Source organism: Pseudomonas putida (genome assembly GCA_041879295.1).
GTDB lineage: Bacteria > Pseudomonadota > Gammaproteobacteria > Pseudomonadales > Pseudomonadaceae > Aquipseudomonas > Aquipseudomonas putida_Y.
Genome location: CP047152.1, coordinates 5,576,246 through 5,597,021, shown reverse-complemented (window position 1 = coordinate 5,597,021; position 20,776 = coordinate 5,576,246). Strand labels below are relative to the sequence as shown.

Annotated in this window: 20 protein-coding genes and 1 other RNA gene; 12 read left to right on the top strand and 9 right to left on the bottom strand. The window is 62.7% G+C overall.

What is annotated here, in order from left to right:
• Positions 1-210 precede the first annotated feature (210 nt).
• The 4 genes from rho to GST84_25440 all read left to right on the top strand — a co-directional run bounded on the left by rho (position 211) and on the right by GST84_25440 (position 5,019).
• A complete protein-coding gene (gene rho, locus GST84_25455; protein XGB15516.1) occupies positions 211-1,470 on the top strand; it encodes a transcription termination factor Rho in 1,260 nt (419 codons plus the stop codon).
• Between the two features lie 203 nt (positions 1,471-1,673).
• Entirely contained in the window at positions 1,674-3,140 is a 1,467-nt protein-coding gene (gene ubiD, locus GST84_25450) for a 4-hydroxy-3-polyprenylbenzoate decarboxylase (GenBank protein XGB15515.1), read from the top strand.
• Positions 3,140-4,108 carry a 2Fe-2S iron-sulfur cluster binding domain-containing protein gene (locus GST84_25445; GenBank protein XGB15514.1) on the top strand — a complete coding sequence of 323 codons (969 nt, stop codon included), beginning with the start codon at positions 3,140-3,142 and terminating at the stop codon, positions 4,106-4,108. Before ubiD ends, GST84_25445 begins: the two co-directional genes overlap by 1 nt.
• 260 nt (positions 4,109-4,368) lie before the next feature.
• Complete coding sequence (locus GST84_25440; GenBank protein XGB15513.1) at positions 4,369-5,019, top strand: gamma-glutamylcyclotransferase; 651 nt, start codon at positions 4,369-4,371, stop codon at positions 5,017-5,019.
• 140 nt (positions 5,020-5,159) lie between these two features.
• On the opposite strand, the gene GST84_25435 is transcribed toward GST84_25440, so the two are convergent.
• Positions 5,160-6,137 carry a zinc-binding dehydrogenase gene (locus GST84_25435; GenBank protein ID XGB15512.1) on the bottom strand — a complete coding sequence of 326 codons (978 nt, stop codon included), beginning with the start codon at positions 6,135-6,137 and terminating at the stop codon, positions 5,160-5,162.
• 157 nt (positions 6,138-6,294) lie between these two features.
• Between GST84_25435 and fliL the strand changes: the two genes are divergently transcribed.
• Together fliL and GST84_25425 are read left to right on the top strand one after the other, a co-directional pair.
• Complete coding sequence (gene fliL / locus GST84_25430; GenBank protein XGB15511.1) at positions 6,295-6,699, top strand: flagellar basal body-associated protein FliL; 405 nt, start codon at positions 6,295-6,297, stop codon at positions 6,697-6,699.
• A gap of 154 nt (positions 6,700-6,853) precedes the next feature.
• Positions 6,854-7,297: a hypothetical protein gene (locus GST84_25425; protein ID XGB15510.1), complete on the top strand. Its 444-nt coding sequence runs from the start codon at positions 6,854-6,856 to the stop codon at positions 7,295-7,297.
• A 180-nt stretch (positions 7,298-7,477) separates the two neighbouring features.
• Here GST84_25425 and GST84_25420 read toward each other — a convergent pair whose 3' ends face one another.
• The 8 genes from GST84_25420 to GST84_25385 all read right to left on the bottom strand — a co-directional run bounded on the left by GST84_25420 (position 7,478) and on the right by GST84_25385 (position 14,593).
• Positions 7,478-8,590 (bottom strand): ABC transporter permease, encoded by a 1,113-nt coding sequence (locus GST84_25420; GenBank protein XGB15509.1) that lies wholly within the window; start codon positions 8,588-8,590, stop codon positions 7,478-7,480.
• Between the two features lies 1 nt (position 8,591).
• Positions 8,592-11,312 carry a ribosome-associated ATPase/putative transporter RbbA gene (locus GST84_25415; GenBank protein ID XGB15508.1) on the bottom strand — a complete coding sequence of 907 codons (2,721 nt, stop codon included), beginning with the start codon at positions 11,310-11,312 and terminating at the stop codon, positions 8,592-8,594.
• Complete coding sequence (locus tag GST84_25410) at positions 11,309-12,268, bottom strand: HlyD family efflux transporter periplasmic adaptor subunit (protein ID XGB15507.1); 960 nt, start codon at positions 12,266-12,268, stop codon at positions 11,309-11,311. Before GST84_25410 ends, GST84_25415 begins: the two co-directional genes overlap by 4 nt.
• A 95-nt stretch (positions 12,269-12,363) precedes the next feature.
• A complete protein-coding gene (locus tag GST84_25405) occupies positions 12,364-12,813 on the bottom strand; it encodes an EVE domain-containing protein (GenBank protein XGB15506.1) in 450 nt (149 codons plus the stop codon).
• Between the two features lie 350 nt (positions 12,814-13,163).
• Entirely contained in the window at positions 13,164-13,772 is a 609-nt protein-coding gene (locus GST84_25400) for a 5-formyltetrahydrofolate cyclo-ligase (protein XGB15505.1), read from the bottom strand.
• Between the two features lie 124 nt (positions 13,773-13,896).
• A non-coding RNA gene (gene ssrS, locus GST84_25395) (6S RNA) lies at positions 13,897-14,076 on the bottom strand.
• A 17-nt stretch (positions 14,077-14,093) separates the two neighbouring features.
• The gene (gene zapA, locus GST84_25390; GenBank protein ID XGB15504.1) at positions 14,094-14,414 is read right to left on the bottom strand and encodes a cell division protein ZapA; all 321 of its coding nucleotides are present in this window, start codon (positions 14,412-14,414) and stop codon (positions 14,094-14,096) included.
• A complete protein-coding gene (locus tag GST84_25385; protein XGB15839.1) occupies positions 14,411-14,593 on the bottom strand; it encodes a TIGR02449 family protein in 183 nt (60 codons plus the stop codon). Before GST84_25385 ends, zapA begins: the two co-directional genes overlap by 4 nt.
• 181 nt (positions 14,594-14,774) lie before the next feature.
• Here GST84_25385 and GST84_25380 point away from each other — a divergent pair, with 181 nt between their 5' ends.
• From GST84_25380 to GST84_25355, 6 genes are all read left to right on the top strand, one after another.
• Positions 14,775-15,329 (top strand): UPF0149 family protein, encoded by a 555-nt coding sequence (locus GST84_25380; protein XGB15503.1) that lies wholly within the window; start codon positions 14,775-14,777, stop codon positions 15,327-15,329.
• A 21-nt stretch (positions 15,330-15,350) separates the two neighbouring features.
• Positions 15,351-16,685 (top strand): Xaa-Pro aminopeptidase, encoded by a 1,335-nt coding sequence (gene pepP / locus GST84_25375; GenBank protein ID XGB15502.1) that lies wholly within the window; start codon positions 15,351-15,353, stop codon positions 16,683-16,685.
• On the top strand, positions 16,682-17,881 hold the full coding sequence (gene ubiH / locus GST84_25370; GenBank protein XGB15501.1) for a 2-octaprenyl-6-methoxyphenyl hydroxylase: 1,200 nt from the start codon (positions 16,682-16,684) through the stop codon (positions 17,879-17,881). The genes pepP and ubiH overlap by 4 nt, the downstream gene beginning before the upstream one ends.
• On the top strand, positions 17,878-18,360 hold the full coding sequence (locus tag GST84_25365; protein XGB15500.1) for a DUF4442 domain-containing protein: 483 nt from the start codon (positions 17,878-17,880) through the stop codon (positions 18,358-18,360). Before ubiH ends, GST84_25365 begins: the two co-directional genes overlap by 4 nt.
• 3 nt (positions 18,361-18,363) lie before the next feature.
• Positions 18,364-19,587, top strand: a complete 1,224-nt coding sequence (locus tag GST84_25360) for a 2-octaprenyl-3-methyl-6-methoxy-1,4-benzoquinol hydroxylase (GenBank protein XGB15499.1) — start codon at positions 18,364-18,366, stop codon at positions 19,585-19,587.
• A 116-nt stretch (positions 19,588-19,703) separates the two neighbouring features.
• The gene (locus tag GST84_25355; protein ID XGB15498.1) at positions 19,704-20,705 is read left to right on the top strand and encodes an extracellular solute-binding protein; all 1,002 of its coding nucleotides are present in this window, start codon (positions 19,704-19,706) and stop codon (positions 20,703-20,705) included.
• Positions 20,706-20,776: the final 71 nt, after the last annotated feature.

Genomic DNA, 20,776 nt, shown 5'->3' with positions numbered 1-20,776 from the left:
AATGCGGGGCTTTTCTTTTCCTGAGCACTAGACGCAGAAAAAAGCAAGTGTTACATTCGGCCTCGCACTGCTTTTCCAGTGCCCTCTACATGCCGTCGCCGAAGCATCCCTAATTCGAATCAGTACGCGATCCTGTCGCCATCCAGCGGCGCGGCCTCATTAAGCCAGAAGCTTAATTCTCCCTTCTTACATGATTACGTCATTCCCCTTATGAACCTGACTGAACTCAAGCAAAAGCCGATTACCGATCTTTTGGAAATGGCCGAACAGATGGGCATCGAAAACATGGCCCGTTCGCGCAAACAGGACGTGATTTTCGCCCTGCTGAAGAAGCATGCGAAAAGCGGCGAAGAGATCTCGGGTGACGGCGTGCTGGAGATTCTCCAGGATGGTTTCGGTTTCCTGCGTTCGGCTGATGCGTCCTACCTGGCCGGCCCAGACGATATCTATGTATCGCCCAGCCAGATCCGCCGTTTCAACCTGCGTACCGGCGACACCATCGTCGGCAAGATCCGCCCACCGAAGGAAGGGGAGCGTTACTTCGCCCTGCTGAAGGTCGATACCATCAACTTCGACCGCCCGGAAAACGCGAAGAACAAGATCCTGTTCGAAAACCTGACGCCGCTGTTCCCGAACAAGCGCCTGAAGATGGAGGCCGGTAACGGCTCCACCGAGGACTTGACCGGTCGCGTCATCGACCTGTGCGCCCCGATCGGCAAAGGCCAGCGCGGCCTGATCGTTGCCCCGCCGAAAGCCGGTAAGACGATCATGCTGCAGAACATTGCGGCCAACATCACCCGCAACAACCCCGAGTGCCACCTGATCGTCCTGCTGATCGACGAGCGCCCGGAAGAAGTGACCGAAATGCAGCGCACCGTGCGTGGCGAAGTGGTCGCTTCCACCTTCGACGAGCCACCAACCCGCCACGTGCAGGTTGCCGAAATGGTGATCGAGAAGGCCAAGCGCCTGGTCGAGCACAAGAAAGACGTGGTTATCTTGCTGGACTCGATCACTCGACTGGCACGTGCCTACAACACCGTGATCCCGAGCTCCGGCAAGGTGCTGACCGGTGGTGTCGACGCTCACGCCCTCGAGAAGCCCAAGCGCTTCTTCGGTGCTGCGCGGAACATCGAGGAGGGCGGCTCGCTGACCATTATCGCCACTGCGCTGGTTGAAACCGGCTCGAAGATGGACGAAGTGATCTACGAAGAGTTCAAGGGCACCGGCAACATGGAGCTGCCGCTGGACCGCCGCATCGCCGAGAAACGTGTGTTCCCGGCCATCAACATCAACCGTTCCGGCACCCGCCGCGAAGAGTTGCTGACCGCTGACGACGAACTGCAGCGTATGTGGATTCTGCGCAAGCTGCTGCACCCGATGGACGAAATCGCCGCCATCGAGTTCCTGGTCGACAAGCTCAAGCAGACCAAGACCAACGATGAGTTCTTCCTGTCGATGAAGCGCAAGTAAGCTTCCCGATCAGGCAGTAATTGGGGCCGCCTTGCGGCTCTTCGCGGGCACGCCCGCTCCCACAGGTTAAATACAATCCTTGTGGGGGCGGGCGTGCCCGCGAAGGGGCGCAAGGCGGCCCCAGTGCATTTTTGCCCCCAAACAGGCCTCGAACGGCGCTACACTCTGCACCCCGACCGATACGGCCAACACGAGGCTCCTGCATGCAGTATCGCGACTTGCGCGACTTCATCCGTGGCCTGGAACAGCGCGGCGAACTCAAGCGCATCCAGGTACCGATCTCCCCCGTCCTGGAAATGACCGAGGTCTGCGACCGCACCCTGCGCGCCAAGGGCCCGGCATTGCTGTTCGAAAAACCCACCGGCTTCGACATTCCCGTGCTGGGCAACCTGTTCGGTACCCCGGAGCGGGTGGCCATGGGCATGGGCGCCGAGTCGGTCAGCGAATTGCGGGAAATCGGCAAGCTGCTGGCCTTCCTCAAAGAGCCCGAGCCGCCCAAGGGCCTGAAGGACGCCTGGTCGAAGCTGCCGATCTTCAAGAAGGTCGTGTCGATGGCGCCAAAAGTGGTCAAGGACGCGGTGTGCCAGGAAGTGGTGGTCGAGGGGGATGATGTCGACCTCGGCGCCCTGCCGATTCAGCACTGCTGGCCTGGCGACGTGGCGCCGCTGATTACCTGGGGCCTCACCGTTACCCGTGGCCCGAACAAGGACCGCCAGAACCTGGGCATCTACCGCCAGCAGGTGATCGGCCGCAACAAGGTGATCATGCGCTGGCTCAGCCACCGTGGCGGCGCCCTCGACTACCGAGAGTGGTGCGAGAAGAACCCCGGCCAGCCGTTTCCGGTCGCCGTGGCGCTGGGCGCTGACCCTGCGACCATTCTCGGCGCCGTGACCCCGGTACCGGACACCCTCTCCGAGTACGCCTTCGCCGGCCTGCTACGAGGCAATCGCACCGAGCTGGTCAAGTGCCGCGGCAGCAACCTGCAGGTACCGGCAACCGCCGAGATCATTCTGGAAGGGGTGATCCACCCGGGCGAAATGGCCCCGGAAGGCCCTTACGGCGATCACACGGGCTACTACAACGAAGTGGACAGTTTCCCGGTGTTCACCGTCGAGCGCATCACCCACCGGCAAAAACCGATCTACCACAGCACCTACACCGGCAGGCCGCCAGATGAGCCGGCCATTCTCGGCGTGGCGCTGAACGAAGTGTTCGTGCCGATCCTGCAGAAGCAGTTCCCGGAAATCACCGACTTCTACCTGCCGCCGGAAGGCTGCTCGTACCGCATGGCGGTGGTGACCATGAAGAAGCAGTACCCAGGCCACGCCAAGCGCGTAATGCTGGGTGTGTGGTCGTTCCTGCGACAGTTCATGTACACCAAGTTCGTTATTGTCACCGATGACGATATCAACGCTCGTGACTGGAACGATGTGATCTGGGCCATTACCACGCGTATGGACCCCAAGCGTGATACGGTAATGATTGACAACACCCCGATCGACTACCTGGACTTTGCGTCTCCGGTGTCGGGGCTGGGTTCGAAGATGGGCCTGGACGCTACTCACAAGTGGCCGGGCGAGACTACACGCGAATGGGGCCGGGTCATCGTCAAGGATGAGGCCGTCACCCGCCGTATCGATGAGCTGTGGGATCAGTTGGGAATAGATTGATGCAGGTAACGTTGCAGCCGTCCGGGGCGGTGCTGGCGCTTGAACCCGGGGAACGGATCCTGGATGGAGCACGGCGGCTGGGCTATGACTGCCCAAACAGCTGCCGCAATGGCAATTGCCATGTTTGCGCCGCGTTGTTGGTTGAAGGACGGGTTCGCCAGGATGGCGAAGTCCGCGACCATGGCGAGTTGTTCACCTGCATTGCCGAACCGCTGGAGGACTGCGTGTTGCTCTGGGACGGTGTGCTTGCCTTGGGCGAGCTGCCAGTGCGCAAGCTGGCGTGCAGCGTCAGTGAGTGCGTCGACGTCGGTGGCGACGTCTGGCGGGTGCGCCTGCGTGCGCCTGCCGGCAAGCCACTGCGCTACCACGCAGGGCAATACCTGATGATCGAACGTGAGGGCGGCAAGCAGGCGGCCTTCTCGCTGGCGTCCGCGCCACATGCCGGGCGCGAGCTGGAGCTGCATGTGCTGGCGCGTGAACCCAGTGCGGTGCAACTGATCGACCAGCTCAGGCGAGATGGCCTGGCGCGCATCGAAATGCCGTTTGGCGACACCCACCTGGCCGAGCTGCCAGACGGGCCGCTGGTGCTGATTGCCGCCGGCACCGGCATGGGCCAGATGCACAGCCTGGTTGAGCACTGCCGGGCCCAGGGCTTCAAGCACCCGGTGCACCTGTACTGGGGAGTGCGCCGGCCTGAGGACTTCTACCAGATCGAGCACTGGGACGAATGGCTGCGCCTGCCCAACCTGTTCCTGCATCAAGTGGTCAGCGACCTGTGCGGCTGGGAAGGCCGCTGCGGCATGCTGCATGAAGCGGTATGCGAAGACATTGCCGACCTCAATAGCGTGCATGTGTATGCCAGTGGCTCACCGAACATGATCTACGCCACACTCGACGCCCTGGTCGAAGCTGGTATGGATGCGCACCGCATGCGTGCCGATGTGTTCGCCTACGCGCCGCGCGGTTAATAACCGAAGTTTGAAAGTATGGGTATAAGGCGGTAATTATTACCGCCTTGGCCAATAACTTTCACCGTTGCTGAAACAGTACTTTCCAGTCGTCGGAGCCGTGCATGAAACGCGTGCTCAAGGGCTTGAGTATTCCTGTAATTCTGGCCTATGGTTACTGCAAGCGCCCTTGGTAAAGCGCCCTTGGTAAAGCGGCCTCGGGCCGCAGCGTAATCGAATCTCGCTACCTCCGTAGTTCACAGGAATAATGGCGGCAGCTTATGTCGGCTCTTGAAAGTATGTCTTGGGAAGTTTCATACCCTCCAGCACTCGATTTCGGTCAGCAACATACTCGCGAACAGTTGTTCAGCTCCATGAAGACAACCATGTCCAGGCATCAGGGCGGGCCGGTGTGGCTGTTTGCCTATGGCTCGTTGATCTGGCGCCCGGAATGCAATTCGGTGGAGCGTCAGCGCGCGCGGGTACATGGTTATCACCGTGGCTTGTACCTGTGGTCGCATGAACATCGCGGCACCCCGGAAACCCCCGGCCTGGTGTTTGGCCTGGACCGAGGTGGTTCCTGCAGCGGTTTTGCCTACCGGCTGGATGAGCGCAATCTAGACGACTCACTGATGGCCCTGTGGCAGCGCGAGATGCCGTATCCGGCCTACCGGCCGCACTGGCTCCACTGTCGCCTGGGCGATGGTAGCAAGGTGCAGGCCTTGGGCTTTGTGCTGGAGCGGCATTTGCCGTGCTATGCCGGCAACTTGCCGGATACTTTGCTCAGCCAGATCCTGGCCAGTGCCAAGGGGCGTTATGGCACCACGCGCGACTATGTCGAGCAGACCTTGAATGCACTGCGCAGTCACCAGATGCCCGATCGCAATCTGGAAGCGCGATTCAGGCGTTGCCATAATCTGCGCGAAGTGTGAACAACCAGCTCCGGCCTCTTCGCGGGTAAACCCTGCGCGGTCGCCTGTAGGAGCGGGTTTACCCGCGAAGGGGCCGGGCCTGCCGGCCAATTCCACCCGCCGTTAACCGTTGCCGTCACCACCGTATTCGCGGTACTGCCTTACCTGGCCAGCACCACCAACTTACCCACAGCCTGCCGTTGCCCCAGCTTCTCTATAGCAGCCCCGGCTTGTTCCAGTGGATAAGTCTGCGACACCAGCGGCTTCAACTTGCCCTCGGCATGCCAGGCAAACAGCTGGCGGAAGTTGGCGGCATTGTCCTCCGGCTGGCGCTGGGCAAATGCCCCCCAGAACACGCCCAGTACCGCCGCGCCCTTGAGCAGCACCAGGTTGGCCGTCAGCTGTGGAATGCTGCCGCTGGCAAAACCCACCACCAGCAGCCTGCCATTCCAGGCCAACCCGCGCACCGCTTGTTCGAACAGCTCGCCTCCGACCGGGTCGTAGATCACGTCCACGCCTTGGCCGCCGGTCAGACGTTTGATTTCTTCGCGCAGGTTGGCCTGGCTGTAATCGATCAGTTCATCCGCCCCGGCAGCCTTGGCCACGGCCAGTTTCTCGGCGCTGCTGGCCGCCGCGATCACCCGCGCGCCCATGGCCTTGCCGATCTCCACCGCCGCCAGGCCGACCCCACCGGAAGCGCCCAGTACCAGCAGCGTCTCGCCTGCCTGCAACTGGCCACGCTGGCGCAGGGCGTGCATCGAGGTGCCGTAGGTCATGCCGAAGGCCGCAGCGGTGGTGAAGTCCATGCTCGCCGGGATCGGCAGAACGTTATAGAACGGCACCGCCACTTGCTCGGCGAACGCACCCCAGCCGGTGAGCGCCATGACCCGGTCGCCTACCTTGAACGCACCGGCCTTTTCACCGATGGCGGCCACCACGCCCGCTGCCTCTCCACCGGGAGAGAACGGCAGCGGTGGCTGGAACTGGTACTTGCCTTCGATGATCAGGGTGTCGGGGAAGTTGACCCCGGCAGCGTGCACGTCCAACAGGATCTCGTTTTTCTTCGGCAGTGGGCTGGCCACCTCTTCCAGCACCAGGTTGCGCGCTGGACCCAGGGTTTTGCACAACACAGCTTTCATCGGGGCTATTCCTTTGCGGGTAGTGGCCGATAAGTGTAGGAGGGCCGCTTGGTGGGTCAACGAGCATGGCCCGCCCTGATGGGGCGGCATAAGCCCGGGCTTGGGTTTGAGCGGTGTGCTGGGTAAGCTGGCGCCAATTGTATTGAGGAGCGAATTCGTGAAAGCGTGGATCTTGATGGTGCTGGCGCTGCTGCTGCCGGCTGCGGCCATGGCCGAAGAAGCCAAGGAAGGGGCGCCCAAGGTCGCCTACATCAGTCTGAGCCCGCCCTTTGTTGGCAACTATGCGCTCGACGGCAGCCCGCGGCTGCGCGTGTACAAGGCTGACGTGGCCCTGCGCGTGACGGGTGACGAAGCGGCCAAGACGGTGAAACACCACGAACCGCTGATCCGTAACCAGCTGGTGGCATTGTTCACCCAGCAGACGGTGGACAGCATGAGCAACGTCGAGGCCAAGGAGCATCTTCGCCAAGAGGCGCTGAAACAGGTGCAGCAGGTGCTGGAGGCGGAAGAGGGCAAGCCGATCGTTGAGGACCTGCTGTTCAACAACCTGATTGTGCAGTGACCTGAAACAGTGTGAGGTCCATCACTGATAAGTCGGATTGAATTCAGGCTTACCCCGTGTGTAGGACCCTTCTGTCTTTCCTGTAAGCCCGCCAGTTTTCAGTTTTTGGGGCCATGGCCAAGCTAGATTGTGCCCTGTCTTCAGTTGCTCGAGAGTGTTGGCAATGGCTTTGAAGTACCAGCCGAAAGAGGCGACTGTACTGATGTGCGACTTTTCAGGCTTTCAAGTGCCTGAAATGATCAAGGTGCGTCCCGTGGTCGTTCTTCGCAAGCACAGTCAAAATCGCCAGTTAGTGACGATAGTCCCTTTGAGTACCACTGCACCGGATCACATGGCAGGGCATCACGTTGTGCTGCCGAGTTATCTGCCTGGTTCGGCCCTGACATGCTGGGCCAAGTGCGACATGATCTACACGGTGGCTACCTCCAGATTGGACAGATGTCGGGTCAAATCGCGGCAAGGAAGTGGTCGGGAATACATGACCTTTACAATGCGGCCAGAGCATTTCGCCGCCGTGAGGGCTGCAGTTGGCTTTACGCTGGGTTTCACACATCCAGCAACAGAGCGGTCTGTTGTCAATGTTACGCTCGATGCGTGATAATCAGCCTGTTCCCGCAAGGGGCTTGTAAGACTCTGAGGATCCTGGTTCAACCAGCAATTACAGAGCCGGGCAGGTATATGGCGATGACAAGTCGACCTGTCTGTGAGTAGGGCGCCGAAAGGCGCCCTTTGTCTTTGTGCCAGTTTTCCAACTTTCGGCGGACGCTCGCGCATGCCTTCAAGACGCCAGGGTACGGCGGAACCGCGCGAGGGCCACGCTGAAGAACACCAGGCCGATCAGCGTCAGCGCCAGGATATCCGGCCATACCACCGCCCACCCGGCATCCCGGAACAGGATTGCGGCACTCAGGCTGACAAAGTGCGTTGAGGGTGACCCCTGCATCACCCACTGCAGCCACTGCGGCATGCTGTCCAGTGGTGTGCTGCCACCGGACAGCAACAGCATCGGGATGATCACCGGGATCGCCAGCAGGCCGAACTGCGGCGTCGAGCGCGCCAGGGTGGCGAGGAAAATGCCCAGCGATGTACTGGCGAACAGGTACAGCGCGGTCACGGCCAGGAACAGCCCCATCGAGCCAGAAAGCGGCACGCCCAGTGCACCTTTGACGACTACCACCAACGAAATCCAGGTGCAGATCACCACCACCAGCGCGTTGCTGCCGATCTTGGCCAGCATGATCTCCAGCGCGGTCAGCGGCAGCACCAGCAGGTGGTCGAGGGTGCCGTGCTCACGCTCGCGCAGCAGCGCGGTGCCGGTGAGGATGATCGCCAGGATGGTGATGTTGTTGACGATCTGGATCACTGCCAGAAACCAGCCCCCCTCCAGGTTGGGGTTGAACAGCGCCTTGGGGTTGATCAGCACCGGGCTTTGCTCGTTACCACGCTGGCTGTAGTCGAGCAGCTCGCGCTCGAAGATGCGGCCGATGTAGCCGGCGCCCATGAACGCTTGGCTCATGGCTGTAGCATCGACGTTGATCTGCAGCTCCGGCGAGCGCCCGGCCAGCAGGTCGCTCTGAAAGTTCACCGGTATGTTGATGACGAAGGTGTACTGGCCGCTGTCCATGGCCTGGTCCAGGCGCTGCGGAGGCAGCGGCACGGCTGGCTGGAACTCGGGCGGTTGCAGGGCTTCGCTGAGCTTGCGCGAGAGCAGGCTATGGTCTTCATCCACCACCGCCACGCTGGCGTTGTGTACGCCGATCACCGAGCCGGCTGCCGGCATATAGATCGCCACGCTGAAGGCATATAGCAGGAACAGCAGCAGGACGCTGTCATGGCGCAGGCTGGTCAGTTCTTTCAGGCCCAGGCGCAGGGTGTGGTTCAGGCGCGACATGTCAGGCCTCCTGTTTCTTCAGCATTGCCAGGCTCAGGCCAGTGAATGCGGCAAAGAAACTGAGCAGGATCAGGCACTGCGGCCACAACTCACGCAGGCCTAACGCTTTGGTGAAGGTGCCGACTGCGATGTCGAGGAAGTAGCCTGCCGGGAACAACTGGCCCATCACCGCTGCCGCGCCGTCTAGCGACGAACGTGGCACGATCAGCCCGGAAAACTGGATGGTCGGCAGGCTGGTAATGATCATGGTGCCGAGAATGGCGGCGATCTGGGTGCGGGTGAATGCCGAGATCAGCAGGCCCAGGCTGGTGGTTGCCAGCAGGTAGGCCATGCCGCCACACGCCAGGGCCAGTACGCTGCCCTTGAGCGGTACGGCGAACAGCCAGCGGTTCATCGCCACCAACAGCGCCAGGTTGACCAGGCTCACAGCCAGGTAGGGCATCTGCTTGCCAAGCAGGAACTCCAGGCGGGTGAGGGGTGTGGCGTAGAAGTTGGTGATGGAGCCGAGCTCCTTCTCGCGCACGATGCCCAGCGCAGTGAGCATGGCCGGAATGAAGGCCAATATCAGCGCCATTACGCCAGGGCCGATGGCGTTCACGCTGACCACATCCTGGTTGTAGCGGAAACGCGTTTCCAGGCGCACCGGGTCCTGGCGTGGCTGCGGTTGTGGGCTGGCCTGTGCCAGTTGCTCCAGGTTGGCCTGGTGCACGGCTTCCACGTAGTTGCGGCTGGTTTCTGCGCGGAACGGCATGCCACCGTCGAGCCAGGCGGCCACCACCGGCTGGCGCCCTGCATACAGGTCGCGGCCAAAGCCGGGCGGAATCTCCAGTGCCAGTTTGATTTCCGAGCGTTGCAGGCGTTGGTGCAGCTCTCTGCTGTCGCGGATTGGCGCTTGTTCAGCGAAGTAGCGTGAGCCACGGAAGGCTTCGAGGTAGGCGCGACTTTGCGGGCTCTGGTCCTGATCGTGCACGGCGAAGGCGAGGTTTTCCACATCCAGTGAAATGCCGTAGCCGAAGATCACCATCATGAACAGTGCACCCAGTAAGGCGAAGGCCAGGCGCACCTTGTCGCGCAGCAGCTCCTTGCCCTCACGGCCGGCCACTGCCAGCAGGCGGCGCAGGCTGAAACCCTGGCGTAGCGGCAGGGTGGGGGTGGACGCCTGTTCCAGCACGCTGCTGTCGGTGGCGGCTGGCGCCAGCTCCTGGGCCTGCTCCAGGCAGCGAACGAACGCGTCCTCCAGCGTGGCGCCCTGGTACTGATGCTGCAGGGCATCGGGTGTGTCGCAGGCCAGCACCCGCCCAGCGTGCATCAGCGAAATACGATCGCAGCGCTGGGCTTCGTTCATGAAGTGGGTGGAGAGGAAAATGGTCACGCCCTGCTCGCGCGACAGTTCTACCAGCAGGCGCCAGAAGTCGTCGCGGGCGGCCGGGTCGACGCCAGAGGTCGGTTCGTCGAGGATCAAGACTTCCGGGCGATGCAGAACCGCCACTGCCAGCGACAGACGCTGGCGCAAACCGAGGGGCAGGGCGCCAGATGGTTGGTCTGCGATAGCGGCGAGGTCGAAGCGCTCGATCAGCTCATCGATGCGCTGGGCGCTCTCGGCTTTGGGCAAGTCGAACAGGCGGGCATGCAGGGCCAGGTTCTGCCGGGTGCTGAGCTCGCCATACAGAGAGAAACTCTGCGACATGAAGCCGACCCGCTTGCGTGTGGCCAGGTCGCTGGCGTCCACCGGGCGACCCAGCAGGCTAGCGCTGCCCTCGCTGGCCGGCATCAGGCCGGTGAGCACCTTCATGGTGGTGGTCTTGCCGCAACCGTTGGAACCCAGGAAGCCAAAGATCTCCCCTCGGCCAATGGCGAAACTGACCTTGTTCACCGCCGTGAAGTCGCCAAAGCGCAGAGTCAGGTCGTGTGCCTCGATGGCGACCGGGCCGTCCGTGGCTTGGCGCGGCGGGATTGCCAGTGGTTGATGCTGCGCCTTGCCCGCGCCCTGGTAGTGGGTAAAGGCGTCATCCAGCTTGCCGCTGGGGGTTACTGCAGCCAGTTCGTGGCTAGGGCCGGCGGCCAGCAAGTGGCCGCCATCGAGCATCAGGCAATGCTCGAACTGTTCGGCTTCTTCCATGTAGGCGGTAGCCACCAGCAGGGTCAGTTGCGGGCGTTGTGCGCGAACCTGCTCAACCAGCTCCCAGAAGCGCCGCCGCGACAGTGGGTCGACGCCGGTGGTCGGCTCGTCCAGGATCAGCAGGTCTGGCTCGTGGATCAGCGCGCAGCAAAGGCCCAGCTTCTGCTTCATGCCACCCGACAGCTTGCCGGCCGGGCGCTGGGCAAAGCGCTGCAGGTCGGTGGCCTGCAACAGATTGGCCATGCGCTGCTCACACTCGCGGCGGCCCAGCCCGAACAGGGTGGCGAAAAAGCGGATGTTCTCGCTGATCGACAGTTCCGGGTACAGGTTGTTGCCCAGCCCCTGCGGCATGAACGCTACTTTGGGGTATAGCGCGGTGCGATGGCGGCGTTGGCGGATCGAGCCGCCCAGCACCTGCAGCTCTCCCTGCTGCAGGCGTTTTACGCCGGCGATCAACCCCAGCAGGGTCGATTTACCGGCCCCATCGGGGCCGATCAGCGCGCAGCGGGTGCCCACAGGCAGGCTGAAACCTAGCGGGTGCAGGGCTATGAGGTCGCCGTAACGGTGGCTGATGCCTTCGGCCAGCAGCGCCGGGGCGTTCATTGCAGGTTGGCCGGCCAGTCCACCTCAGCCGTGCGTACATAGCCGGCGCCTGGCATGCCTGGCTTGGCTTGCGGCACGGCGCCCGGGTCGCTCAGGCGCAGTTTGACCCGGAACACCAGCTTTTGCCGTTCGTCGCGGGTTTCCACCTGTTTGGGGGTGAACTGGGCCTTGGCTGCGACAAAGGCCACCTTGGCCGGCAGCGCGCGCTCGGGCAGGGCGTCGAGCACGATGCGCGCCTGATCGCCTACGGTCAGTCGGCCGCTGGTGGACGCAGGCAGGTACAGGTTCATGTACTGGTCGCTGGGGTCGATCAGCATCAAGACCCGGCCGCCGGCACCCAGCACTTCACCGGGTTCGGCCAGGCGCAGCTGGATGATGCCGTTGATGGGCGCACGCAGGCTGCTGTCATCGATTTCGCTGGTGAGTTGGGCGACTTGCGCCTCGGCGGCACCGATTGCAGCCTTGATCGCTGCCAGTTGGGCGCGGGCGGCGACTACTGCTGCGTTGGCCGTGTCAAAGCGCGCCTGCTGTTGGTCGAGCAACTGCTGGCTGGCGTACTTGCGCTGGAAAATTTCGCGCACGCGCTTGAGCTCCTGGCTGGCCAGCAGCAGTTCGCTCTGGCGCAGTTGCACGCTGGCCTGGGCGGCGGCGTAGTTTTCCCGGGCGCGCAGCACTTCGGCTTCGGCCTGGCTGCGCTGGGCTTCCATCGTGCGGGTGTCGATGCGTGCCAGTAGCTGACCACGGGTAACGTTGTCGCCTTCATCGACCAGTACTTCGGCCAGGCGACCTGGGATCTTGCTGGCGATCTGCACTTCGGTGGCTTCAAGGCGGCCGTTGCCCATGCTCAGGCCTTCGGGCAACTGGTCGTGGAGCGACTTCCAGTACCCCAGCCCGCCGGCTGCAACGAGCAGTGCGATCAGTGCAGTGGCGAAGATTCTAGGGGCGTATCGGTTCATCGATCTGCATCCTTGCGGTCATGCACAGTCCATCATGCCTGACGGCCATGTATGGCGTGTTGATATTGGTCAAGCCCTTGACCTTAGCTGCGCATTCAGCGCAACGCGACAATCACCGCCCATTGCTCGGGCGTTACCGGCATGACCGACAGGCGGCTGCCTTTTTGCACCAGCGGCAACTCGACCAGCCCAGCCTGCTGTTTCAGCCTCCCCAGTTCCAGCACCCTTGGGAAGGTTTGTAGGTGGGCCACATCCACTGCGCTCCACGGGTTCTTGTCGGTCGTGGCCTTGGCATCGTGATAATGGCTTTCCGGGTCCAGCGCGGTAGGGTCCGGGTAGGCCGCGCGGGTGATTCTGGCAATGCCGGCGATGCCGGGTTGCGGGCAGCTGGAGTGGTAGAAGAAAAATTCGTCACCCACGCTCATGGCCCGCAGAAAATTACGCGCCTGATAGTTGCGCACGCCGTCCCAGCGCGCTTCACCCAAGCGTGCGAGGGCTTCGATGGAGAGCTCGTCGGGCTCGGATTTCATCAGCCAGTAGGCCATGAATGCTGCTCCTGAAAAGGTTTGAAATAACCTGTTGCACGAAACCGACAGCCGGTTGGCGTCAAGGTTTGCGTGCGGACGCATGTTGTCGGAAAATGCGCACCGTTTAAAGCGCGTGCACCGGCGGTACCCAGAATATCGCCGAGTACAGAACAGTTTGCCTGGGGGGCAATCTTCGATGAATCAACGTAAAAAGCCGGATCTACTGTGGATCCTGGTGTTCATTTTTGGCCTGGGTGTGGTCACTACCGGTTATGCGCAAGGGTTCTGGGAGCGCAAGCTGGACAGCGCCTATCAGATGCCGGTTGACGCCAGCCAGCCACAACGTTGATATCCCCCGCTGGCGCCGCTCAACGTGGCGCCAGGTACCAGCCACGGTCCGAGACCGTGCCTTGCAGTGGTACGTCCCAACTGGCCTGCGCCAGCCGCTCGACCTTCTGGCATTCATGCGCCAGCCCCAGCAGCAACGGTTTTTTCCAGGTTTGCCGACGCGCCTGGTAGGCCAGGCTGCGATCATAGAAGCCACCGCCCATTCCCAGGCGTCCGCCCACTTCGTCAAAACCGACCAGCGGTAGCAGAATCAGATCCAGCGCCCAGATTGGCCGTTGGCGTTTGCGATCGATTATCGGCTCTGGAATACGGAAGCGATTGGGCTTGAGCTTCTCACCCTGCTCAAAACGCTGGAACACCATGCGCGTGCGCGGCCAGGCGTGCAGCACCGGCAGATAGGTGCGCTTGCCGCGACGCTGTGCTTCGCGTAGCAGTAGGCGAGGGTCGATTTCACCGTCGTTGGGCAGGTACAGGGCGATGTGGCGGGCGCGGCGGAACAAGGGGTGTTGCGCCAACTGGCGGTACAGGCCGAGCGTAGCCTGGCGTTGCTGGGCAGGGGTCAGGGCGCGGCGGGCATTGCGAAGCAGGCGACGTAGCTGGGGGCGGGTGAGCGGCACGGTTTCGGTCATGGCACAGGCGGTCCCAGATGTGCTGCTTTATACGAAAAGTGCCTGCGCGGTGACTATTCGTACAAAGCTTGAATAAAGTCGGCCAAAACGAATTGCCCGCCGGGGAGGGCGGGCAAGAGAATTCAGGCTCCCCGATAAGACCGCTATCGGTGTAGCCCTTGAACCCGAAAGTTCAAGGTGGAGATTGCAGGGGGCGTTAAGGCTTTCCGTCGGGCGGACATGCACACCGGCCCCAGCGTGCAACCCCCGTGGTTGTGCGTATCGGCTCAGGGACATAACCGACTGGCGCATCCCCCAGGGAGTGGCGCCAGTATACCAATCTCAGCCGATTTTGGTATCCGTGTCGTCGGACAAAGCCTTATCTACCCGATCCAGCAGGTCGCGCACCTGTTCGCGGTTTGTGCCGCTGACCGGCGCATCATTGCGGTCTTCCTGGCGGTGCAGCATTTCGTGGGTAATGTTCAACGCTGCCATGACCGCGATGCGGTCGGCACCGATCACCTTGCCGCTGCTGCGGATTTCGCGCATTTTGCCGTCCAGGTAGCGCGCAGCGCTGACCAGGTTGTTGCGCTCTTCCGGCGGGCAGATGATCGAGTATTCCTTGTCGAGGATCTGCACAGTGACGCTATTGCTTGAACTCATGAGTCTTGCTCCAGAGCCTTGAGGCGTAAAATCATCGACTCGACTTTGCGCTTGGCGATCTCGTTCTTTTCGATGAGGTGGGCGCGCTCTTCGCGCCAGGATTTTTCCTGAGCTACTAGGAGTGCATTTTGCCGTTTTAGTTGCTCGATGCGTTCGATCAGCAACTCGAATCGGCTCATCAGTGCCTGCAGGTCGTTCTCTTGCGTGGGTTGCACTCGATTCGCTCCGTCGTTGAGTCCCCTGGCGATGATGCCTCTCCCTGGGCGGCAACGGCCAGTGCCGATAGTCTTGGCGCGCCTGCCGATGCTAGGATACAAGGTCTTCATTCTAGACATTGCGCCGTCTGGCGCCTAGCTGCCCATGCCCAATACTCAATCGCCCTACAACGCCTTCGCCATGCTGCTCTCGAGCAATGGTCATCCCGTCACCCCGGCCGAACTGCACGGCCTGCTGATTGGCCGCAGCTGCGCCGGGGCCGGCTTCGATGCCGATGCCTGGTTGGCCGATGCCGCCCAACTGCTGGAAACCGAGCCTGGTGACAGGGTCCGCAATGCCTTGGTCGGTTTGCAGGAAATGGTCAAGGGCGAGCTGACCAGCGACGACATGGCGATCGTCCTGCTGCTGCCTACCGATGATGCTGCACTGAGCGACCGCGCCACCGCGCTGGGCCAGTGGTGCCAAGGCTTCGTGACCGGTTTCGGCCTGAACGCTGGCGGTAAGGACTTGTCCGACGAGGCCAGGGAAGTGCTGCAGGACCTGGTAGCCATTTCGCAGGTCCAGGAAGCGCTCGAAGAGTCCGAAGACGGCGAGAGCGACTACATGGAAGTCATGGAATACCTGCGCGTGGCGCCCCTGCTGCTGTTCTCCGAACTGGCCAAGCCGGCCGCACCCGCGCCCAAGCCCTCGCTGCACTGATCAACCAGGGGTAGTCTGCCCATGAGCCACATTCCCAAGGCCGAGTATGCCCGTCGGCGCAAGGCGCTGATGGCGCAGATGGTCCCCAACAGCATCGCCATTCTGCCCGCCGCCGCAGTTGCCATCCGCAACCGCGACGTCGAGCACGTGTACCGCCAGGACAGCGACTTCCAGTACCTCAGCGGCTTCCCGGAGCCCGAGGCGGTGATTGCTTTGATTCCGGGGCGCGAGCATGGCGAGTACGTGCTGTTCTGCCGTGAACGCAACCCCGAGCGCGAGCTGTGGGACGGCCTGCGGGCGGGCCAGGAAGGGGCAGTGCGCGATTTCGGCGCTGACGATGCCTTCCCCATCACGGATATCGACGAGATCCTGCCTGGCCTGATCGAAGGCCGCGAGCGGGTCTACAGCGCCATGGGCAGCAACCCGGAGTTCGACCGCCGGCTGATGGATTGGATCAACGTGATCCGCTCCAAGGCACGCCTGGGCGCCCAGCCTCCGAACGAGTTCGTTGCGCTGGATCATCTGTTGCACGATATGCGCCTGTATAAATCGGCGGCGGAAGTGAAGGTGATGCGTGCTGCCGCAGATATTTCTGCGCGAGCCCACGTGCGGGCCATGCAGGCCTGCCGGGCCGGGCTGCACGAGTACAGCCTGGAAGCCGAGCTGGATTACGAATTCCGCAAGGGCGGGGCAAAGATGCCGGCCTACGGCTCGATTGTTGCGGCCGGGCGCAATGGCTGCATCCTGCACTACCAACAGAACGATGCGCCGCTCAAGGATGGCGACCTGGTGCTGATCGACGCCGGCTGCGAAATCGACTGCTATGCCAGCGACATCACCCGCACCTTCCCGGTCAGTGGGCGGTTTTCGCCCGAGCAGAAGGCCATCTACGAGCTGGTGCTAAAGGCACAGGCGGCGGCGTTTGCCGAAATAGCCCCCGGCAAGCACTGGAACCACGCCCATGAGGCGACCGTGCGGGTCATCACTGCAGGCCTGGTGGAGCTGGGCTTGCTCGAAGGTGATGTGCAGGCGCTGATCGACAGCGAAGCCTATCGCGCCTTCTACATGCACCGCGCCGGGCACTGGCTGGGCATGGATGTGCACGACGTGGGCGAGTACAAGGTGGGCGGCGAGTGGCGGGTACTGGAACCCGGCATGGCGCTGACCGTGGAACCGGGGATCTACATTGGCGCCGACAATCAGGCCGTGGCCAAAAAGTGGCGCGGTATTGGGGTAAGGATCGAGGACGACGTGGTAGTGACCAGGCAAGGTTGTGAAATCCTGACTTCGGGCGTGCCGCGTACGGTCGCCGAGATCGAGGCGCTGATGCAGGCTGCCCGCAAGGCCGTGGCATGAGCCGGGTGAACCTGGCGATCATTGGCGGCGGCCTGGTTGGCGCAAGCCTGGCTTTGGCCCTGCAGGCCGGCGCCAAGGCGCGCGGCTGGAAGATCCTGCTGATCGAGCCGTTCGCCCCCGGCGACAGCTACCAGCCCAGTTACGATGCACGCTCGTCGGCGTTGTCATTCGGTACCCAGCAGATTTATCAACAACTGGGCCTGTGGCAGGCCATCGGCCGCCGCGCCGAGCCTATCCGGCAGATTCACGTTTCCGACCGTGGTCGCTTTGGCGCCACCCGCCTGGATGCCATGGAAGAGGGCGTACCGGCGCTGGGTTACGTGGTGGAAAACGCCTGGCTCGGGCAGTGCCTGTGGCAAGGGCTGGACAGCGAGGTGGTCAGCTGGCGCTGCCCGGCGGAAGTCACCTCGATGCAGGCCACCGAACGCGGTTACCGCCTGCGGCTGAACGACGATACCCAACTGGAATGTGACCTGGCGGTACTGGCCGATGGAGGCCGCTCCGGCTTGCGCGAGCAGTTGGGTATCCATGTGCGCCACACGCCGTACCAGCAGAGCGCGTTGATCGCCAACATTACCCCGGGTGAGGCCCATGGCGGCCAGGCTTTCGAGCGCTTCACCGAAGAGGGCCCCATGGCCTTGCTGCCGTTGCCGGAAAACCGCTGCGCACTGGTATGGACCCGTCAGGGCATGGATGCGCGGCGCCTGGCCGACATCGACGAGCGCAGCTTCCTGCGCGAACTGCAGGGCGTGTTCGGCTACCGCCTGGGCGCGCTGCGCCAGGTGGGCGCACGGCACCTCTACCCGCTGTCCTTGATCGAGGCCCAGGAGCAGGTGCGGCCGCACCTGGTGGTGCTGGGCAACGCAGCACACAGCCTGCACCCCATCGCGGGTCAGGGTTTCAATCTGTCGCTGCGTGACGTGCAATCCCTGGCCGAAGCGCTGCTGGCAGGTCCACAGCAGCCTGGCGACCTGACCACGCTGCAGGCCTATCACCAGCGCCAGCGCCTGGACCAGGCGATGACCATCGGCTTCTCCGACCAGGTCACCCGCCTGTTCGGCAGCAATCAGCCGTTGCTGACTGCCGGGCGCAACCTGGGCCTGCTCGGGCTCGACCTGTTGCCACCGGCAAAAAGCTGGTTCGCCCGCCAGGCCATGGGCCTGGGCACCCGTCCTGATCCGCGGGGCCAGGCATGAGCAACCCGCGTAAACTGGCGCGCCGGGCGCGCATGCTGCGCTGGCTGCTGAACCTCTACCCACCGTACCTGGGTGCCGGTATCCGTGTGCAGCACATCAGCCCGGACCTGCGTAGCGTCAAGGTGGCGATGAAGCTGACCCGCTGGAACCGCAATTACGTCGGCACCCAGTTCGGTGGCAGCCTGTATGCCATGGTCGACCCGTTCTACATGCTGCTGCTGATCGAGCAGTTGGGGCGTGACTACATCGTCTGGGACAAGGCCGCCAGCATCGACTTCATCTCGCCGGGCAAAGGCCCGGTCTATGCCGAGCTTCACGTCGGTGACGCACTGCTGGACGAAATCCGCCAGCAGGCAGCCACCGGCAAGAAATGCCTGCCGCGTTTGCAGGTCGATATCCGCGATGGCGCCGGCGAGTTGGTGGCGCGGGTCGATAAAACCCTATATGTGCGGCTCAAGCCGCAAGCGAGGCTGGCGTAAGGCATGGAAATGCGCGCAGATCTGTTGATTGTCGGTGCCGGTATGGTCGGCAGCGCCCTGGCCCTGGCGTTGCGCCACAGTGGCCTGCAAATCCTGTTGCTCGATGGTGGCCCGCTGACGGTCGTACCCTTCGATGCCCAGGCCCCGTTCGAGCCGCGTGTCAGCGCGCTGTCGGCGGCCAGCCAGCGCATCCTCGAGCGCCTTGGCGCTTGGGACGGCATTGCCCAGCGGCGCGCCACGCCGTACTCCGACATGCATGTGTGGGATGGCAGCGGCACCGGTCAGATTCACTTCTCGGCGGCCAGTGTGCATGCCCAGGTGCTTGGCCATATCGTCGAGAACCGCGTGGTGCAGGACGGCCTGCTGGAGCGCCTGCATGGCAGCGACATCGGCCTGCTGGCCAATGCGCGGCTGGAGCAGTTACGCCGCTCTGGCGATGAGTGGCTACTGACCCTGGCGGATGGCCGGCAACTGCGTGCGCCATTGGTGATTGCTGCCGACGGTGCCAATTCGGCGGTGCGGCGTCTGGCCGGCTGCGAAACCCGCGAATGGGACTACCTGCATCATGCCATTGTCACCAGCGTGCGTTGCAGCGCCGGGCACCAGGCCACGGCCTGGCAGCGCTTCACTGACGAAGGTCCGCTGGCTTTCCTGCCGTTGACCCGCGATGGCCAGCAGGACTGGTGCTCGATCGTCTGGTCGACCACCCCGGAGCAAGCCGAGCAACTGATGGCGCTGGATGAAGCTGCCTTCCGGCAGGCTTTGGAACGTGCCTTCGAGGGCCGTCTGGGCCAAGTGTTGCAGGCCGACCCAAGGGTATGCGTGCCGCTGCGCCAACGCCACGCCAAGCGCTATGTGGGTGAAGGCCTGGCGTTGATCGGCGATGCCGCGCACACCATCCACCCGCTGGCTGGGCAGGGTGTGAACCTCGGCTTCCTCGACGCTGCGGTGCTGGCCGAGGTACTGGTCAATGCTTGCGAGCGTGGCGAGCGGTTGGCGGATGTGAAGGTGCTGAGCCGTTACGAGCGACGGCGTATGCCGCACAACCTGGCGTTGATGGCGGCGATGGAGGGCTTCGAGAGGTTGTTCCAGGCCGATCCGCTGCCGTTGCGCTGGTTGCGCAACAGCGGGTTGAAGCTGGTGGAGCAGATGCCGGAGGCCAAGGCGCTGTTTGTGCGCCAGGCGATGGGTTTGAGTGGTGACCTGCCGGATCTGGCCAAGGCTTGAGAGTGCCGGGGTTGCGTAGCAGCCTTTTGCAACATCCGGTAACGGATAGGTAGATGAGCCGGAAAATGGGATTCACTACCATTCGCACCTCTCATACGATCCGAGGAGTGCTTTTCATGTTGCCACGCAAGCCCCTACTGGCCGCCTTGGCCCTGACCCTGTTCGGCGGCACTGCCCAGGCAGCGGACGAAGTTGTGGTGTACTCCTCGCGCATCGACGAGCTGATCAAGCCGGTGTTCGATGCCTATACCGCCAAGACCGGCGTCAAGATCAAGTTCATTACCGACAAGGAAGCCCCGCTGATGCAGCGCATCAAGGCCGAGGGCGACAACGGCGTGGCCGACCTGCTGCTGACCGTCGATGCAGGCAACCTGTGGCAGGCCGAGCAGATGGGCATCCTGCAGCCGATTGAGTCCGACGTCATCGACCAGAACATCCCGTCGCAGTACCGCGCCTCGTCGCACGACTGGACCGGCCTGAGCCTGCGCGCCCGCACCATCATCTACTCCACAGAGCGGGTCAAACCCGAAGAATTGAGCACCTACGAAGCCCTGGCTGACAAACAGTGGGAAGGCCGTCTGTGCCTGCGCACGGCAAAGAAGGTGTACAACCAGTCGCTGACTGCCACCCTGATTGAAACCCACGGTGAGGCCAAGACCGAGCAAATCGTCAAAGGTTGGGTCAACAACCTGTCCACCGATGTGTTCTCCGACGACAATGCGGTGATCCAGGCCATCGAGGCCGGGCAGTGTGATGTGGGCGTGGTCAACACCTACTACTACGGCCGTCTGCACAAGCAGAACCCGAACCTGCCGGTGAAGATCTTCTGGCCCAACCAGGGTGACCGTGGCGTTCACGTGAACCTCTCGGGTATCGGCCTGACCAAGCACGCGCCACACCCGGAAGCCGCGAAGAAACTGGTTGAATGGATGACCGGCGAAGAAGCGCAGAAGCTGTTTGCCGACATCAACCAGGAATTCCCGGCCAACCCGAAGGTGAAACCATCGGAGGAAGTGGCGGCGTGGGGCAGCTTCAAGGCCGACAGCATTCCGGTGGAAATTGCCGGCAAGCGCCAGGCTGAAGCCATCCGCTTGATGGATCGTGCTGGCTACAACTAAGCGCCAGGCCTTATCCTTCCGGGGCCTGTAAGGGCCTCTTCGCGGGCAAGCCCGCTCCTACAGGATCTGCA

Excerpts from the sequence above, each read along its gene's own strand:
- GST84_25385 (XGB15839.1), bottom strand. The coding sequence starts at position 14,593 with ATGAGCCGATTCGAGTTGCTGATCGAACGCATCGAGCAACTAAAACGG.
- GST84_25435 (XGB15512.1), bottom strand. The coding sequence starts at position 6,137 with ATGAAAGCTGTGTTGTGCAAAACCCTGGGTCCAGCGCGCAACCTGGTG.
- rho (XGB15516.1), top strand. The coding sequence starts at position 211 with ATGAACCTGACTGAACTCAAGCAAAAGCCGATTACCGATCTTTTGGAA.
- GST84_25365 (XGB15500.1), top strand. The coding sequence starts at position 17,878 with ATGAGCAACCCGCGTAAACTGGCGCGCCGGGCGCGCATGCTGCGCTGG.
- zapA (XGB15504.1), bottom strand. The coding sequence starts at position 14,414 with ATGAGTTCAAGCAATAGCGTCACTGTGCAGATCCTCGACAAGGAATAC.
- pepP (XGB15502.1), top strand. The coding sequence starts at position 15,351 with ATGAGCCACATTCCCAAGGCCGAGTATGCCCGTCGGCGCAAGGCGCTG.
- GST84_25355 (XGB15498.1), top strand. The coding sequence starts at position 19,704 with ATGTTGCCACGCAAGCCCCTACTGGCCGCCTTGGCCCTGACCCTGTTC.
- GST84_25400 (XGB15505.1), bottom strand. The coding sequence starts at position 13,772 with ATGACCGAAACCGTGCCGCTCACCCGCCCCCAGCTACGTCGCCTGCTT.
- ubiH (XGB15501.1), top strand. The coding sequence starts at position 16,682 with ATGAGCCGGGTGAACCTGGCGATCATTGGCGGCGGCCTGGTTGGCGCA.
- GST84_25360 (XGB15499.1), top strand. The coding sequence starts at position 18,364 with ATGGAAATGCGCGCAGATCTGTTGATTGTCGGTGCCGGTATGGTCGGC.
- ubiD (XGB15515.1), top strand. The coding sequence starts at position 1,674 with ATGCAGTATCGCGACTTGCGCGACTTCATCCGTGGCCTGGAACAGCGC.
- GST84_25420 (XGB15509.1), bottom strand. The coding sequence starts at position 8,590 with ATGTCGCGCCTGAACCACACCCTGCGCCTGGGCCTGAAAGAACTGACC.
- GST84_25415 (XGB15508.1), bottom strand. The coding sequence starts at position 11,312 with ATGAACGCCCCGGCGCTGCTGGCCGAAGGCATCAGCCACCGTTACGGC.
- GST84_25405 (XGB15506.1), bottom strand. The coding sequence starts at position 12,813 with ATGGCCTACTGGCTGATGAAATCCGAGCCCGACGAGCTCTCCATCGAA.
- GST84_25445 (XGB15514.1), top strand. The coding sequence starts at position 3,140 with ATGCAGGTAACGTTGCAGCCGTCCGGGGCGGTGCTGGCGCTTGAACCC.
- GST84_25440 (XGB15513.1), top strand. The coding sequence starts at position 4,369 with ATGTCGGCTCTTGAAAGTATGTCTTGGGAAGTTTCATACCCTCCAGCA.
- GST84_25410 (XGB15507.1), bottom strand. The coding sequence starts at position 12,268 with ATGAACCGATACGCCCCTAGAATCTTCGCCACTGCACTGATCGCACTG.
- GST84_25380 (XGB15503.1), top strand. The coding sequence starts at position 14,775 with ATGCCCAATACTCAATCGCCCTACAACGCCTTCGCCATGCTGCTCTCG.